The organism is Changchengzhania lutea (assembly GCF_006974145.1).
Lineage (GTDB): Bacteria > Bacteroidota > Bacteroidia > Flavobacteriales > Flavobacteriaceae > Changchengzhania > Changchengzhania lutea.
Window position 1 is genome coordinate 2035381 of the sequence record NZ_CP039456.1, and the last position, 18416, is coordinate 2053796.

General features: G+C 34.9%; 12 protein-coding genes. 6 read left to right on the top strand and 6 right to left on the bottom strand.

Annotation, left to right across the window (positions count from 1 at the left end; translation table 11 throughout):
* Positions 1-69: 69 nt before the first annotated feature.
* A complete protein-coding gene (gene dgt / locus FAF07_RS09275; protein ID WP_142786577.1) occupies positions 70-1410 on the bottom strand; it encodes a dGTP triphosphohydrolase in 1341 nt (446 codons plus the stop codon).
* Between the two features lie 187 nt (positions 1411-1597).
* On the opposite strand from dgt, the gene FAF07_RS09280 reads away from it, so the two are divergent.
* From FAF07_RS09280 to FAF07_RS09290, 3 genes are all read left to right on the top strand, one after another.
* Positions 1598-1984 (top strand): carboxypeptidase-like regulatory domain-containing protein, encoded by a 387-nt coding sequence (locus FAF07_RS09280; protein ID WP_142784844.1) that lies wholly within the window; start codon positions 1598-1600, stop codon positions 1982-1984.
* A 303-nt stretch (positions 1985-2287) separates the two neighbouring features.
* A complete protein-coding gene (locus FAF07_RS09285; protein WP_142784845.1) occupies positions 2288-5131 on the top strand; it encodes a TonB-dependent receptor in 2844 nt (947 codons plus the stop codon).
* A gap of 48 nt (positions 5132-5179) precedes the next feature.
* The gene (locus FAF07_RS09290) at positions 5180-6382 is read left to right on the top strand and encodes a multidrug transporter (RefSeq protein ID WP_142784846.1); all 1203 of its coding nucleotides are present in this window, start codon (positions 5180-5182) and stop codon (positions 6380-6382) included.
* A gap of 69 nt (positions 6383-6451) precedes the next feature.
* Here the strand turns inward: FAF07_RS09290 and FAF07_RS09295 are convergent, their stop codons facing one another.
* Complete coding sequence (locus FAF07_RS09295; protein ID WP_142784847.1) at positions 6452-6766, bottom strand: toxin-antitoxin system YwqK family antitoxin; 315 nt, start codon at positions 6764-6766, stop codon at positions 6452-6454.
* Positions 6767-7149: 383 nt separating this feature from the next.
* On the opposite strand from FAF07_RS09295, the gene FAF07_RS09300 reads away from it, so the two are divergent.
* The 3 genes from FAF07_RS09300 (at position 7150) to FAF07_RS09310 (ending at position 11812) form a co-directional block, all read left to right on the top strand.
* A complete protein-coding gene (locus FAF07_RS09300; protein WP_142784848.1) occupies positions 7150-8352 on the top strand; it encodes a porin in 1203 nt (400 codons plus the stop codon).
* Between the two features lie 76 nt (positions 8353-8428).
* A complete protein-coding gene (locus FAF07_RS09305; protein ID WP_142784849.1) occupies positions 8429-10726 on the top strand; it encodes an inorganic phosphate transporter in 2298 nt (765 codons plus the stop codon).
* 255 nt (positions 10727-10981) lie between these two features.
* Positions 10982-11812, top strand: coding sequence for an OmpA/MotB family protein (locus FAF07_RS09310; protein ID WP_142784850.1), 831 nt, complete (start codon positions 10982-10984; stop codon positions 11810-11812).
* A gap of 67 nt (positions 11813-11879) precedes the next feature.
* On the opposite strand, the gene FAF07_RS09315 is transcribed toward FAF07_RS09310, so the two are convergent.
* From FAF07_RS09315 to FAF07_RS09330, 4 genes are all read right to left on the bottom strand, one after another.
* Positions 11880-13646: a Na/Pi cotransporter family protein gene (locus FAF07_RS09315; RefSeq protein WP_142784851.1), complete on the bottom strand. Its 1767-nt coding sequence runs from the start codon at positions 13644-13646 to the stop codon at positions 11880-11882.
* Positions 13647-13779: 133 nt separating this feature from the next.
* The gene (locus tag FAF07_RS09320) at positions 13780-16257 is read right to left on the bottom strand and encodes a ribonucleoside-diphosphate reductase subunit alpha (RefSeq protein ID WP_142784852.1); all 2478 of its coding nucleotides are present in this window, start codon (positions 16255-16257) and stop codon (positions 13780-13782) included.
* Between the two features lie 205 nt (positions 16258-16462).
* Positions 16463-17443: a ribonucleotide-diphosphate reductase subunit beta gene (locus FAF07_RS09325; protein WP_142784853.1), complete on the bottom strand. Its 981-nt coding sequence runs from the start codon at positions 17441-17443 to the stop codon at positions 16463-16465.
* 382 nt (positions 17444-17825) lie between these two features.
* The gene (locus FAF07_RS09330; protein WP_142784854.1) at positions 17826-18386 is read right to left on the bottom strand and encodes a DUF3109 family protein; all 561 of its coding nucleotides are present in this window, start codon (positions 18384-18386) and stop codon (positions 17826-17828) included.
* Between the last annotated feature and the right edge of the window lie 30 nt (positions 18387-18416).

The following is an 18416-nucleotide window of genomic DNA, read 5'->3' on the forward strand; positions in this document are numbered from 1 at the left end:
AAAAATACTACCAATCTATAACATCCCTTACATTTTATAACGATAAATAGAGTTTACTTTCATATTGAATTAAAAATTAATCCCCTTTATTTTCTTATAATCTAAAATGGCTTTACTATCCGACAACAAGGACACATAGTAGCACACACTAGATAAACGTTCATACAAACTGGATTGACTCACATCGATTGATTTAGGCAATACTTTTAAAATAAGCTTGTCATAATTTGAAGCCCTATTGTGAAAGCAATTATTAATGGCATTGGTATAGGTTTTTAATAAGGTATTTATAACACCGTATCCCGCAATTTCTTTATCCACCACCTCAGCAGATTGATAAATATTTTCAACACTAATTTTTATAATGTCTTTAATCTGTGCTTCATATTTGCTTTTATCGAGTAACGACGAATCAAAATCACCACTTAAAATAGCCTCTTCATACGTCATAAAAAGATTTACAGCCTCATCAATTAACGTCCCGATGGCTAGCGCTCTTAAATAACTTACGCGGTCTTCTTTACTTTTTAGAGCGTAATAATTTTCAGTTTTAATTCGATCTCGCACAAGATTGATTAAGTATTCTAATGCAAATTCTTCTTGAATAAGCCCTAAATTTATACCATCTTCAAAATCAATAATGGTATAGCAAATATCATCTGCAGCCTCTACCAAATAAGCCAAAGGGTGTCTTGAATAACTGATATCTGTTTTGCTGCGATTCACTAAACCCAACTCCATGGCCACATCTTGAAATGCCTCTTTATCACTTTGGAAAAAACCGTATTTCTTATCTGCTATATGAGTTGTGGGCTTTTTAGGAAGCGACTCTTTGGGGTATTTTGTAAAAGCACCCAGTGTGGCGTAGCTTAAACGAAGACCGCCTCTTCTACCCGCCCTACTTTCGGTTAAAATTTTAAAGCCATTTGCATTGCCTTCAAAATCACACAAATCTTGAAACTCTTTGTCGCTTAGTTCGCTTTTGTATTTAACGCCTTCACCTGTTTTAAAAAATTCACCTATGGCCTTTTCACCGGAATGTCCAAAAGGCGGATTGCCGATATCATGCGCTAAGGCAGCCGCAGCTACAATGGCACCAAAATCATTTGGCTGATAGCCATGAATATTTTGTAAGTGCGGATGTTTTTCTAACAATTTTTTACCTACGCGCCTTCCTAGTGAACGCGCAACCACGCTGACCTCCAAACTATGTGTGAGCCTGGTGTGTACAAAGTCTGTTTCAGATAAGGGAATCACTTGCGTTTTGTCTTGCAAGCTTCTAAATTCGGAAGAAAAGATAACGCGATCATAGTCCACTTCAAAACCCAATCTGGTTTCATCTTGTTCTTTTCTTAACCTTTTATTAGTATCGCCAAAGCGCTTTAAGGATAGTAGTTGTTCCCAGTTCATCATATAAATTTAAGCGACGACAAGATACTTAAATTCGTTAAAAGACCTGTGGTTAAAACAGCTTCTTCGAATTAATTTTTTTGATAACATTAAGGTAACCTTTTAATCACGGTTGTTTAATATTTAGGTAACCTTCTGGTTATAATTAAGATTTTTATTTGCATAAGCATTAATTATGATTATTTGAATGAAACAAATTCTATTCATATTGGCCGTTTTAGCATCAGCATTTTCTTTTGCTCAGCAGCAGCATTCAATTAATGGTAGGCTACTGGATCTTGAATCTGATAATTCCGTATTAGTTTATGCCAAAGTAGTAATTGAAGAAACGGGAGATGAAACCCTATCTGATGACAAGGGATTCTTCCAATTCGAAAATTTAAAAGCGGGCACCTACAACTTAATCTGTAGCTTTGTTGGTTACGAGTCTAAAACATTGCAAGTCACATTAGCTTCTAATAAAACAGCACATATTGAACAGTTTTTAGGAGCAAGCACGCTCTCATTAGATGACCTCATGTTAACCATGGCAAGTGCAGATAAATCAGAAAATCCGGTTAGTTCAAATAACTAGCATCATAAAATTATAGATAAAAAATCGCCGTTCCCTTAAATTAAGGGAACGGCGATTTTTTATGCAACAACCATTCCTAGATACTGAATAATTAAGCGAATGCTTTTTCATTTTCATTACTACAGCGCTAAAAAGATTCCTTTTCAATGGTGCTCCAATGTTAATTAATTGTAATCACCTCACATTTCAAGCAACGTTAAGGTAACCTTTAGCTAACGCTTTTATTACGGTTCGTTAATCTTAACATAACACCTTATTTCCAAAGTGATGGTTTCTTTGCCATAGGAAATTATGAGAAAATCGATGAAGAAATTTATACTATTATTTATACTGTTAGCAACTACTGTTACTTACGCTCAGAACAGGGATTCTATAATAGGACAGTTAACAGATAAAGAATATAACAACGAACCATTAGCCTTTGCGAACGTATTGGTAAAAGGGACGACTACAGGAACAACATCTGATATTGATGGTTTTTATAGATTTGATAATCTAGAACCCGGAAATGTGATTCTGAGTTTTAGTTTTGTGGGCTATGAAACACAGGAAATACCTGTTCAAGTTATAGCAGGAAAAGAAACAGAGCTTAATGTTATTATGAATGCCAGTGCTGCCTCATTGGATGAAGTCGTCATTACAACAACCACCAAAAGAGAAAGTGAAACAGCTTTATTACTAGAACAGAAAAAAGCAGTTGAGATCAAACAAAGTATAGGTGCCGAAGAATTATCTAGAAAAGGCATTAGTGATGCCGCAGGCGCTGTTGCAAAAATTTCGGGGGTTTCAAAACAGGAAGGATCAAGCAACGTCTATGTTCGAGGTTTGGGCGATCGGTATCTAAATACAACCATGAATGGTTTATCCTTACCTTCAAACGATGTCAATAAGAAAAATATTGATTTGGATTTATTTGCCTCTGATGTTATTGAGAATGTCTCCATTAGTAAAGCATATGCATCTAGATTTTATGGTGATTTTGCTGCGGGCAATGTCGATATTTCTTCTAAGGATTATAATGGTAATGGTTTTCTTGATGTTTCTGTTGGCTCTGAGATTAACACCAACGCCATTGGCAAAGATTTTGTTAGAAGCGAAGGCACAGGATACTTCGGCTTCTATAATAGATATGCCCATAATCCTTTCGCGGTAATATTGTCTCATGGGTTTGACCCTGTTGATGTAGGCACGCCTATAAACACAAGTTTTGGTGGTGCTTTTGGGAAATCTTTTCATTTCGAAAATGGGTCCAAATTAAGTTTTTATGCTACGGGAGCTTTCGGAAATGATTTTCAATACAGAAAAGGGTCAAATGTAGATTATACCAATGTTGAGAAAAAAGCTTTTGAAGAAGCTGAAGAGTTTGAATATGGCACGACCACAACTGCTATGGCGTCCATCAATTATAAAATAGATAACTCCAATACTATTAAATTCAATTCTTTATTCGTGAATAGTTCTTCCGATAAAATTGGATATTTCGGTATAGATGGCAAAGGAAGAAATAGAGATGCTATTTTAAATACGGATGAAGGTTTTTATCAGCAAAACATTCAATTCAACCAGAATCTTATTTATGTCAACCAACTTATGGGCACCCATAAATTTGAAAAACTAGAAGTTGAATGGGGCGTTGGTCACAACTTTGTGAATGCACATGAACCTGACAGAAAGCGATTAAGTTTTGAAAATTACCAATTTGCATTGGATAATGACCCTAACACCAATCCTGTATTTTATAGTAATGTCGATTTTGATAACCAACGTTACTTTCAGAATATACAAGATGAAGAGTTAAATGGCCGCTTAAACTTAGCTTACCACCCTTCAGAAACCATAAAGGTGAATGTAGGCTACAATGGCCGTAATAAAGAACGTAGATTTGACAATATTAGATACGGTTATGACATTGTTGATAATAGCGGCGTTACTAATGTGAACACGCTTGATAATATCTTCACTTTAGAAAACCTAAACCTTACTAGCAATGAAGGTGTTTATGAAATAAAAGTCATTAAACCTACACCAACCTTAAGCAACACGAACAGACCCGGTGTACCAGAAAACACATATAATGGCACATTAGATATATATGCTGGCTATCTAAATGCTGAAATTACAGTGGCCGATAAATGGCTTTTTGTACCAGGACTTAGAGTAGAGTCTTTTGACCAATATATTGAGTACGACGTCATTAATTTAGGGGTTAATGGTAAAAACAATGTAAGTGCATCAGCCGTGGTTTACTTACCTAGTTTAAGTGTTAAATATGCTTTGAATGATGATCAAAATCTGCGTTTTTCAGCCAGTAAAACAATCTCTCTACCAGAATTTAAAGAAGTGGCACCTTTTGTTTACGAAAGCGTGTCGCAACGTATTGGCGGGAATCCAGATTTATTAGGGCAGAAACAAGGCTTTAACTATACCAATGTAAAAGATGTGTCCTATTCTAAAATTCTAAATCTCGATTTAAAATATGAATGGTTTGTAACCAAATCTGAAATCATTTCCTTAGGAGCATTCTACAAACAGATTGAAGACCCTGTTAACCAAGTAGTCGCTTTTGATGCCACAGGAACACAACGGTTTTTCAGAACAGGAGAAAAGGCACAGATTCTTGGTGTAGAAGCAGAAATACGTAAAAATATCATTACGAATGAAAATAATGATGCAGAACTTTCAGTTGGACTGAACGCTACATACATGCATACAGAGCAAGATTTGTATTCAGATATCGTAGGGAGCAATTTTAATGTGAGTTTTGTAGAAGATAAGCAAGAACTGCAAGGCGCTTCTCCTTTTATAATGAATGCAGATATTAACTATTCGCCAAAATCATTTCAAAATTATGAGCCAATTGCCACATTAGCATTCTCTTATTTTTCCGATAGAATTGATGCTTTAGGTTCGGGTCAATTAGGCAACGTAATTGAAAAGGGTATTCCAACATTAGATTTTATTCTTAAAAACAAAATAGGTGCGTATTTCGAAATTAATCTATCCGCAAAAAATATTTTAGATCCAACAATCAAATTTGTTAGGAACACCACAGAAGGTAAAATTGTTGTGACCTCTCCTAACGGAAAAGATGTTTCAAATTACAAAAAAGGAATGAATCTAGGATTACAACTAAAATACAGTTTTTAAAAACACTTTTAACCAATAAAATATAAACAAACATTAAACTTAGAAACGATGAAAAATAATTTATTATTAGGATTAGCAATTACAATATTGCTTTTTAACTCCTGCGCTTCAGATGATACTGCCGATATCTATATCACAGATAACAGCGTTATTAACAACAACGGTGGCGGTGGTAGTACTGATGAAGACATTCCAATTAGTGCAGCAGAATACGCTTCAGATTTAGTTCTAGATGCCAATAAAACCTACACCATAAGTGGCCCGGTAATTATGGCCGATGGTGCCAATTTAATTATTGGTGAAGGGGTTACCATTAAAGCGGTTACCACTGGAGCCGACGTATATATTGCTATCTCTCAAGGTGCTAGAATTATTGCCAATGGTACTGCTACCAACCCAATTGTGATGACTTCTGGATCTGCAAATCCATCAGCTGGTGACTGGGGCGGTTTAATAATTTTAGGAAAAGCCCCAATTAACTCAGTAACTGGTAGTGCAACCTCGACTTCTGAAATTGGTAGCTTGCCTTACGGCGGAACTGAAACCGCAGACAGCTCAGGAATTATTCGTTACGTACGCGTAGAGTATTCTGGAGGTGCTGCAGATGGATCTTCAGAAAATAACGGATTTTCATTTTACGGTGTAGGTGCAGGTACGACGGTAGACTATATTCAAGCTTATGAAGGTGCAGACGATGGGATCGAGTTTTTTGGTGGTAGCGTCGCGGTAAATCATGCTGTGGTAATTAATTGTCAAGATGATTCCATTGATTGGACTGAAGGCTTTTCAGGCTCGGTTACCAATGCCTATGTAAAACATGGTGCAGATCATGATAAAGGGTTTGAGTGTGATGGATATAATACAGATATTGGAAATTTATCCAGTCCTAAATTTTGGTCTAAACCTACGGTGAAAGATGTTACTATTATTGGTTTAGGTTCAGGAACTGGTAGCGAAGCTATTAGATTAAGAGCAGGCACTCAAGGATTGTTTGATAATATTTTAATTGAAGGTTTTGAAGAAGGCTTTGATCTTGATGGTGATGCTGGAGCAGGTAGCGATAACCCAACAGGAACCGGTGTTTTAAATGGAGATTTGGATGTCACCAACGTCACGTTTACCGATGTTACCACAAAATTTAAAAATGATACCGGAGAAACTTTTGTAGAAGTAGATTTTATTGCCGGAATTGGTCTTGGCACAGGGACAGACTATGCCACTTGGGGAGCAAGCTGGACCGTAGGAAACTAATAATCTATAACCTATTATAATCAAAAAAGCATCCTAAATTAGGATGCTTTTTATGAATTTTTATTTCTTTTATAGTGAAGCTACATGCTTTGTGTAATCAACTTCTTTTAAAGCTCCATCTATTAAATAAATCCACTTGCCGACTTTTTTTCCATTATCATAATTTGCAGAAACGATTTTTTCACCTTCTGTATTAAAGCTTAACCACGCACCCTGTAATTTACCATCTACCGTGTAAGACCCTGTTTGGCTTACAACACCATTGTCATGATAATAAACAACATCAATTAAGTTTGTGTCTTTATTAAGTTTTAAATCTCTCTTTTGTTGAGCAAAAGAGACCACAGTAATTAAAAAGGCAAAAAGTAAAAATAACTTCTTCATAATTATGGGGGTTTAACATTATACTATAAATATACAAATTACATAACATTAAAGCAACTATTACGTAACACTAAATTAACATTAAATTGATATTTGTCTGATTTTCAATATTTTGATATAAAAATATAACATGGCATTATTAATAAATAATTAATATTAAGATGACATTCAGATGACCTTAAATCTTGATATTTGCTTTGTCTTAAGACAAAACAATTAGTATTTCATATAATCTATTAGTTTTTGTCGACTACATTATCATGATTTCTAATGGGACTGCCTTAGGCCAAGGCAGTCTTTTTTTGTTTTAATATTTAACAATTAGGAAACATTCGGTTAACATTTCTGTTAGTTCTTTGCATCGACAAAAACTAATAATGAAAATGAGACTTAAACTTTCATTGGTACTTGCCCTGAGTACTTTACTTACTATTCATGCACAAGAAATCAGTGACACTTCATTTGGAAAAGGCTTGATTAATTTTGTAGCCAAAGACAGTTCATTCAGTATAAAATTTGCACCCCGTTTTCAAGTACGCTCTATTTCATCTTGGGATCATAATGACAGTTCATATGAAAGTCCTGAACACAACTTTATTGTAAGACGGGCACGCTTAAAATTTGACGGCTTTGCATACAGTCCTAAATTGAGATACAAATTAGAATTAGGCTTATCCAATAGGGATATTTCTGGTGCCAACCAATTTAACCGTAATGCGCCAAGGTATATCTTGGATGCGGTTATTATGTGGAATTTCGCCAAGAATTTTGAACTGTGGGCAGGTCAGACAAAATTACCAGGTAATGTGGAGCGTGTCGTATCTTCTGCAAACCTGCAATTAATAGATCGCTCCCTATTAAATAGTGGCTTTAATATTGATCGTGACCTTGGTATACAGTTACGTCATAAAACAAAAATAAGTGGTAACTTTTTAATGCGAGAAAAAATTGCCATTTCTCAAGGTGAGGGCCGCAATGTTACCGAAGGTAATGAAGGTGGTTTACAATATACAGCCCGTTTGGAATTTCTACCTTTTGGAACATTCCAATCAAAAGGGGATTATAGTCAATCGGATTTAAAAAGAGAAGCGACCCCAAAGTTAATGTTAGGATTTACTTATGATTTGAATGAAGATGCTGTTAAAGAACGTAGTGTTTTAGGCGATTATATGTTTAAAAGTGATGGTTCACTATACCAAACTGATATTACCACCATATTCGCAGACGCCATGTTTAAGTACAATGGGTTTTCTTTTATGGGCGAATACGCGAAACGAACTGCAGACAACCCAATAGCTACAGATGTTGATGGTGTTACCCCTACTGATGATATTGTTTTAATAGGAAGCGCCTTAAACCTACAGGCTGGATATTTATTTCCAAGTAATTATGAAATTGCAGGCCGTTTTACTACCGTAGACTATGAAACAGTTACGAATACATTGCCTTCAAAACAATATACCTTAGGTGCTTCAAAATACATCGTCGGGCATAAACTGAAAGTACAAAGCGACCTGAGTTATACAACATTAGATGGTAATGAAGACAATATCACATTTAGACTTGGTTTTGATATTCATTTTTAATTTAAAAAATAACAATTCGGTAACACGTTAATTATAAAAACTCATGATATTTGCAAACATTTTACAATTAAACCCTATGGATAATATTTACTTATTTATGTTGATTGCCATTACAATTCTAGCAGTTGTAGATATTGTAGTTGGCGTTAGCAATGATGCTATTAATTTTTTGAACTCTGCGATTGGTTCTAAGGTGATTTCTTTAAGAACCATTATGATTGTTGCGAGTATAGGAATATTCATAGGAGCAGTGTTTTCAAGCGGAATGATGGAAGTGGCTAGAAAAGGAATATTTATGCCTGCTCAATTTGAGTTTTCTGAAATTATGCTCATTTTCATGGCTGTAATGATAACAGACATCTTATTATTAGATTTTTTCAACACACTTGGCCTTCCAACATCTACTACGGTTTCTATAGTATTCAACTTATTGGGTGCAGCTGTAGTCATGTCTTTAATCAAAATAAGCGCCTCAGAGACTGAAACATTTGCCGAATTAGGAAACTACATAAATACAGAAACAGCACTAACCATTATCAGTGGCATATTGCTATCTGTCTTAATTGCGTTTACCGTTGGTGCATTTGTACAATGGGTATCACGTCTTCTTTTTACATTCAACTACGAAAAACGTATTAAGAGCTTTGGAACAATTTTTGGAGGTGTTGCCTTAACAGCTATTACCTATTTTATTTTCTTAAAGGGATTAAAAGGAACACCTTACTATAATGAACTTAAAGGTTTATTAGAAGGTAACGAAATCTTTATTATACTTGGAAGTTTTGTTTTCTGGACATTGTTCTCTTATTTATTCGAGTTAATCACTAAGAAATCAGTATTACTTTTTGTTATCGGGGTTGGAACTTTTGGATTAGCATTAGCTTTCTCTGGAAACGACTTAGTTAACTTTATAGGTGTACCTATGGCTGCGTATCATTCATATGAAGCGTATATTGCTGGAGGCATGGATGCTACAATGTCTATGGCCGTATTACAAAAAAAAGTCCCCGCAGAACCATTATTATTATTCATCGCTGGAGGTATCATGGTTTTAACTTTATGGTTTTCAAAAAAAGCTAAATCTGTTGCAGAAACAGAGATTAGTTTATCTAGACAAGGTGAAACACATGAAAAATTTGAGCCAAACAGACTCTCTAGAAGTGTTGTTAAAGGGACAACTCAACTTTCCAGTTACTTTAGCGTAATAATACCTCAATCTGTGCAAGACAGTATTAGCAAAAGTTTTAACAAGCCAGAAATCTTATTGTCAAAAGACCAAAGTATTGATGCACCTGCATTCGACATGATTCGAGCCTCGGTTAACCTAATGGTCGCTGGCGTATTAATAGCCATTGCTACATCAATGAAATTACCTTTATCTACTACTTATGTTACTTTCATGGTGGCCATGGGAACATCTTTAGCAGATCGAGCTTGGGGAAGAGAAAGTGCTGTGTATCGCGTAGCCGGAGTATTAAACGTTATTGGAGGGTGGTTTGGAACCGCTATTGGAGCCTTTGTAGCATCTGGGATTGTGGTGTTTTTGATTAACTGGAATCCAAAAGTTATGACGCCAATATTGTTGCTTTTAACCGTTATATTATTATACAGAAATTACAAATCCCATAAGAATAAATCGAACAAAACTTTAGAAGAAGATAGCTTAATTAAAGCCGAAAGCAGTTCTGTACAAGGTGTTATTCATGAAAGCGCCGCCAATATTGCCAACGTTGTTAAACGTGGAAACAAAATTTACACGAACGCCATTAATGGTCTCGCTAAACAAGATTTAGACCTACTTAAGAAAAATAAAAAACAAATTATCAAACTCTCACAAGAAGTTGAAGGTTTGCGTGATAATATATTCTATTTTATTAAAAATTTAGATGAATCTAGTGTTGGTGCAAGTAATTTCTATATTAATATTTTAGGATATTTACAGGATATGACACAGTCTTTAGAGTACATTTCTAAGGTGAGCCATAAGCATGTAAACAATAATCATAAGAAATTAAAATTTAGTCAAATTAAAGAATTAAAAGAAATTGATGAGTCTCTTGATAAATTGTTTAACGATACTAAAGATGCTTTTAGTTCACGCTCCTTTGAACAAATAGGAAATATTTTAAATAGTAAAGAAGAAGTTTTTAAAATTCTTTCTGAAAAAATTCAAAAGCAAGTTGAACGGACACGCTCGGAAGAATCTAGTCCAAAAAATACCACTTTGTATTTTGGAATACTATTAGAAACTAAAGACTTATTGAAAGGCACAATGAATCTTCTTGAAGAATATCATGATGCTCATGATGCCAACGTACCAATAGCAACCATACCTGTTGTAGATGCGGTTGTTGAAAAGGATAATATTCTATAAAAGAAACCTAAATAAATAGACTAAAAACACCTCTTTCAAGGTGTTTTTTTGTTCGTGCTATATTTTATATACTCTATTATTTTATTTTTTCGAAAAACTTTTACAAACAACTATTTTATAAAGACTTTTTCTAAGATGTGTGGACATTATTGAAACCGTTTAACTTCGGATATCAGAATTGCAAAAAAATAAACTGTAAACATCTTTTTAATGATTTGTTACGTAAATGTTTTAAACCTAAAGACAAACATTATTATGAAGAAAATTTCAGTTTTAATAGTACTAGTTGTAATTACCCTGTCATGCGTTTCAAAGAAAAAATACATTGCTTTGGAGCAAGAGAACGGAGAGATTAGAAGCGAATTACAAAAAACAAGAGTTGAAAAAGAAGATTTAGAAGCTAAATTTGACAAAATTCAAGCTCGTGTTGAAGCATACAACAGTAAGATTATGTCTCTTAAACAAGAGAACGACTCTAAATTAGAAGTGGTTGAAAACGTCGCTGTTATGTCTAATGACACAAAAGAAAAGATGAGAGAAACTTTAAAAAATGTTGATGCAGCAAAATTAAGCGAGGCAAAAACATTAAAAGACTCTATGAATCTTGCGGTGGCTTACAATCTTGAAAAAACGATAAGCGAAAGTAACATGAATGAAGATGATGACTTTGCTGTTAATATTAATGAAACTGTCGTGATGATATCTATTGCGGACAATATGCTTTTTAATAGCGGAAGCTACAGATTAAGCTCTAAAGCTGATAATGTATTACAAAAATTAGCTGATGTCATTAACTCTGAACCAAGTTTAGATGTTATGGTTGAAGGTCACACCGATTCAAGAACCATAAATACAGTTAATATGTCTGATAACTGGGATTTGAGTGTTTTGAGAGCGACATCTGTGGTGCGTAAACTACAGGAAAAATATAATGTAGCACCAGAAAAAATGATTGCTGCGGGTAGAAGTAGCTACCAGCCGCTTGCAGAAAACGACTCTAGGGAAAATATGGCAAAAAACAGAAGAACACGTATTATCATTCTTCCAAATATTGACAAATTCTTCGCTTTAATGGCTAATGACTAATGACTAATGACTAATATTTAAAAAGTCATATAATAAATTAAAAAAGCACCTCATCCGAGGTGCTTTTTTATTGATTACCGTTTTCATCCAATAAAGAATCCATTCTACCATAAAGTAATTCGGCAACATCAATAAGTTTCTTAATCATATCGTTTACGTTGGTATAATCATTAAACAATGATGAAGCCATTTCTGCGGTAATTAAATTTTTTCTGATTAATTTATCTATCGATTTATTGCTATGTCTCGCATTCGCTTTTGCTTCCTTCTTTAATTGGTTTAATTGTAAAGCATATTTTTCGGTATCATTCTCAGTTCTAAACAAATATATAATTCTTAAAACCTTTGTTATTTTTTTTCTATAGCTATCATATTCATCCTGTAAATGTTCATTTTCCAAATGTAAAACATGGGATATGTTTTTATTCAATTCTCTAGAGTCCTTAATAATTTCCACCATTTTTCTGTTGGCAATTTTTATATCTGTTATGGCTTTTATTTGTTTACTATTCAGTCTTAATGTGCTTTGAGCTATGGAAGCATATCTTATTATTTCTCCATAAATTGTTTTCACCTTTTTATAATATAGCCCTTCAATATCGGTTTCAAAATCTGTTTTAGATTTCTCAATGACATGCTTAAGCTTCTCACCAGATTTTATGTCTTCTCTATGAATGTTTAAGGAATGAGCTACAATTTCGAATACACTTTTCTTAAATAAATATTTAGATTCTTTAAATAACGCTGAAATCGCAGAAGCTGGAAACTCTAATACGGCTTGATTTAAATATTTAGGTTCATCGATATCTTTATATATTTTTTCCTTAAAGAAACGGAGTAAAAAGCGTTCTAATTTTTTAATAAAAGGAAGCATTAAAATAACTCCTAATACATTAAATATAGTATGAAACAGTGCCAGTTTCAATGTGTAATTATCAGTCGCTATTTGAAATACTTCTGATAAAATATTAACTAATCGCGCCAACGGAAATATTAAGAACATAGCCACCATACCCGTTATAATATTAAAGATAAAATGCGCAGTAGCCAGTCTTTTACCGGCACTATTGGAGCCTAAAGCCCCTAAAACGGCCGTAATGGTGGTGCCAATGTTTGCCCCAATTGCCAATGCCAGTGCATTTTCATATTCAATTTGGCCTGCGGCTAATGCGGTTAAAATCAATGCTAGGGTGGCACTACTGGATTGTAAAATTGTGGTAATGATTATTCCAACCCCTGTATAAATAACAACGCCCAAAAACCCTGAAACGGCATATTGGGACAAATCAATGTATTCTTTAAAAACATCAAAACCTTCCTTCATATAATGAATACCGAGAAAGAAAAACCCCAATCCAGCTAAAACATTTCCCATGCCTTTAAGCGACATCCTTTTTTGAAAGGAAAAAATAATTCCAAAAACAAGCATGGGCATTGCCAAAACAGAGATTTTTATTTTAAGACCAAACCCTGCAACTAGCCAAGCCGTAGCAGTGGTGCCTATATTTGCTCCGAAGATTAAGCCCAACCCGCCTTGTAAGGAAATCAATCCAGCACTTATAAACGATATTGTAATAACTGAAACTAGCGAACTCGACTGTATGAATGCTGTTGTAACTGCTCCTGCTGTAATGCTTTTATAAAGCTTATTTGTCGCGTTTTTTAAAATGTTTTCTAAAGGACCTTTAGTAAAAACCCTAAATCCTTCTTCTAGCATAATCATGCCAAAGAGTAGAATAGCAACCCCAGCAGAAATTGTTTTAAAATTTGGATTTAGATAAAGTAAAATCCCTAAAACAATTAAAAATCCGTAGAAAAAAGACTTTTTAACCATAAAAGATGAATTAAATAGATTATGAAGATAAAAAAACTATAGGGTGTTTAAAAACTAAATAAAATAATCCGAATGTTTTTAAATAAAAAAAGCACCTCTTTCGAGGTGCTTTTCATGATATAACACTTAAATATTAAGAACCACACATTAAACAGTCGTCCCCTTCTGCTTCTTTAGCTTGAGCTATAAGTGCTTTCATTTCTTCAGCACTCATGGGCTCTATTTCTGGAGCTTGCTGTTGTGCAAACTTAGCCGCATTTTTGGCCGCCATTTGTTGTTTCTGTTCTTGTGGCCCGACTTGATTCACAACCGCTACCACTTCGACAGATGGCTCCTCTTTTTTGGTGGTTTGCAAGGTGAATTTAATGGCATCAACGGCACTCTTGGTACGCAAGTAGTACATACCTGTTTTTAAGCCACTTTTCCAAGCGTAGAAATGCATCGAGGTTAATTTTGCCATCGTAGCACCCTCTAAAAACAGATTTAGCGATTGTGACTGATCTATAAAATATCCTCGCTGACGTGACATATCTATAATATCTTTCATACTCAGCTCCCATACGGTTTTATAAAGCTCTTTAATGTCTTGGGGAATGGTATCGATACCTTGTACAGAACCATTGGCTCTCATAATATCTTGCTTTAAACTATCGTTCCATAAGCCGAGTTCTACTAAGTCTTCTAATAAATGCTTGTTCACGACAATAAACTCGCCAGATAATACACGACGGGTGTAAATGTTAGAGGTGTATGGTTCAAAACACTCATTATTCCCTAATATTTGCGAGGTTGAAGCCGTAGGCATCGGTGCTACCAACAATGAGTTACGCACCCCGTGTTTAAGGACTTGCTTACGCAATTTCCCCCAATCCCAATTTCCACTTAAATCTTCATCTTTTAAACCCCAAAGATTATGCTGGAATTTCCCTTCACTTATTGGAGAACCTTGATAAGTTTGGTAAGGTCCGTCGGCTTTAGCTTCCTCCATACTAGCTGTTACAGCTGCATAATAAAGTGTTTCAAAAATATCTTGATTGAGTTTCTTAGCTTGATCACTTGTAAATGGCAGTCGCAATTGAATAAAAGCATCTGCTAAGCCCTGCACTCCTAAGCCAATAGGTCTATGGCGCATGTTCGAGTTCTCTGCTTCTATTACCGGATAGTAATTTCTATCAATAACACGGTTTAAGTTTTTTGTAACGCGCTTGGTAATGCGAAACAATTCCTTGTGATCAAACTCCCCGTTTTTAATAAACATGGGTAAGGCGATGGACGCTAAATTACAAACCGCCACCTCATCTGGAGAGGTGTATTCTAAAATCTCTGTACATAGATTAGAAGAACGGATGGTGCCTAAATTTTGTTGGTTAGATTTGCGATTGGCCGCATCTTTATACAACATATAAGGCGTACCCGTTTCAATTTGAGATTCTATTATTTTCTCCCAAAGCTCACGTGCTTGAATGGTTTTACGGCCCTTCCCTTCAGCTTCATATCTCAAATATAATTCTTCAAAGGCTTCGCTATGGACTTCATCCATTCCTGGACATTCGTTAGGACACATTAAAGTCCATTCTCCATTTTCTTCAACACGTCTCATAAATAAATCTGAAATCCACATCGCATAAAATAAATCGCGTGCGCGCATTTCTTCTTTACCGTGGTTTTTCTTTAGGTCTAAGAAATCAAAAATATCGGCATGCCAGGTTTCAATATAAATCGCAAAGCTTCCTTTTCGCTTTCCGCCACCTTGATCTACGTAACGAGCGGTATCATTGAAAACCTGAAGCATGGGCACAATCCCATTCGACGTCCCGTTAGTTCCCGAAATATAACTTCCCGTGGCGCGTATGTTGTGAATAGCCAACCCAATACCTCCTGCAGACTGGGATATTTTTGCTGTTTGCTTAAGGGTATCATAAATACCTTCAATACTGTCATCTTTCATGGTTAAGAGAAAACAGGACGACATTTGCGGCTTTGGTGTACCAGAATTAAATAGTGTTGGTGTGGCGTGCGTAAAATATTTTTTGGACATTAATTCGTAAGTCTCAATAGCAGCATCTAAGTCATTTAAATGAATTCCTATTGAAACACGCATTAACATATGTTGCGGGCGTTCAGCAATTTCGCCGTTTAACTTTAAAAGGTAAGACCGTTCTAAAGTTTTAAAACCGAAATAGTCATACCCAAAATCACGGTTATAGATAATGGTTGAGTCTAAACGTTCTTTATTGGCCATAATGACCTCATAGACATCATCCGCTAAAAGTGGTGCATCCTTTCCTGTTCTTGGGTTCACATATTTATGCAAACCCTCCATCACGTCACTGAACGTTTTTTTGGTGTTTTTATGCAGATTAGAAACGGAAATACGAGCCGCTAAACGTGCATAATCAGGATGTGCAGTCGTCATAGTTGCAGCAATTTCTGCTGCAAGATTATCAAGTTCACTAGTGGTTACGCCATCATAAAGACCTTCTATAACACGCATGGCCACTTTTAATGGATCCACCAATTCGTTAAGTCCGTAACACAATTTACGAACCCTTGCGGTGATCTTGTCAAACATGATTTGTTCTTTCCTACCGTCTCTTTTTACTACATACATACTGATAATTGTTTTTTTTATTTTCTGACACACCTTCAGAAAAATGGGTTAATAGCTGTTCTAAAATTCTGAACTGGTGCCACCTAGCTCAAGCTTAGTTATAATTGGTTAATAATTAATAAAAGCATTAAATTATTCCCGATTACTGAGGGAAACCTATGTGAATCGGGGTATCAAAAGTTTCCTTTTGATGGATTGATTTTATTTAAAAATCGGCATCAAACTTGAATTTGTCCTTTTCTTCTTCTTTGTTAAGCACGCCTGCTTTTTGATATTCAGATACGCGTTTTTCGAAGAAATTGGTTTTTCCTTGTAACGAAATCATGTCCATAAAATCGAAAGGATTCGTTGAGTTGTAAACTTTATCACAACCAAATTCACCTAATAATCTATCCGTTACAAACTCTAAATATTGTGTCATTAATTTAGCATTCATTCCAATCAAACTTGCTGGAAGTGATTCTGTAATAAATGACCGTTCAATATCTAAGGCATTGGTTAAAATCTGAGTGATTCTTTCTTTTGGCACTTTATTTACAATATGATTTTCATGTAAATGCACAGCAAAATCGCAATGCAAGCCTTCGTCTCTTGAAATAAGTTCGTTAGAGAAGGTTAAACCAGGTAATAATCCTCGTTTTTTAAGCCAAAATATAGAGCAAAAACTACCTGAAAAGAAGATGCCTTCAACTGCTGCAAATGCAATTAAACGTTCTGCAAAACTTGGTGAATCTATCCATTTAAGTGCCCAATCTGCTTTTTCCTTAATAGCTGGAAATACTTCAATAGCATTAAACAAGGCGTCTTTTTCTTTATCGTCCTTTACGTAAGTATCAATTAATAATGAATACACTTCAGAATGAATGTTTTCCATCATAATTTGAAACCCATAAAAGAACTTAGCCTCTGAGTATTGTACTTCAGATACAAAATTTTCAGCTAAATTTTCATTTACGATACCATCACTAGCCGCAAAAAATGCCAAAACGTGTTTAATAAAATAACGTTCGTCGTCATTTAATTTATTGTTCCAATCGTTAAGATCTTGATGTAAATCAATTTCTTCAGCAGTCCAAATACTAGCCTCTTGCTTTTTATACCATTCCCAAATATCATGATGTTGTATTGGAAAAATAACAAAACGATCTTTGTTTTCTTGTAAAATGGGTTCAATAGCCTGTGACATGGTGACTTGGAGTTTTAAATGAATATTAGACGAAAAATTCTTTCGATTTGGGTTAACAAAGATTCAAAAAAGCACTTGAAAAAGAAAGGCATAGTTATAAACATTGTCAACAAGTTTTTAACAAATCTTAACATTTTCAAAGTTTTCCTCTTGAATTTGATGAATTCTTAAATAATTGATAATCAGTAAATTGTAATAACAAAAATCGTGGCAGACACTATAAAATAAGGATTTTCATTTTTAGTGAAAACAAAAAAATGTGCTCATATGAAACGAGCATGCTAAAAACTTTATCACCCAATGGAATGATTAATAGCGAACAGCATGTGTCCTATAAAAAACAGTACATATAAACACATGAAATTGTAAAAAATAAGCGGTTTTAAGAATTTGCCACCTTTTCCAATTCCATGTACCAATCTTCACCAAACTTTCTAATTAAAGCCTCTTTTACGAATTTATAGATAGGAATTTGCAGTTCTTTGCCCAAAGCGCAAGCATCATCACAAATTTCCCATTGGTGGTAATTTACTGCAGAAAATTCGCTGTAATCTTTCACCCTAACGGGATATAAATGACAGGAGAGTGGTTTTTTCCAATCTATTTCGCCCTGGTTATAAGCTTCTTCAATACCACATAGCGCTATCTGTTTTTCATCGAAAATAACATAAGCACAATCGGCACCATTTATTAGTGGCGTTTCTAACTCGCCATCATCAGACGTGGTGTAGGCGCCTTGAGCTTCAATAGCAGCTATACCTGCTTTTCGTAAAAAGGGTTTCACCTTGGAGTAAATAGCCTCTAGAATCTTTGCTTCATCTTTTTCTAAGGGCGCCCCAGCGTCGCCATCAACGCAGCAAGCGCCTTTGCATGCCGATAGATTACACATGAAATCCTTTTTAATAATATCTTCGGATACAATCGTTTTTCCTATTTGAAACATAACACTGACATGGACTGATACATATCTTGC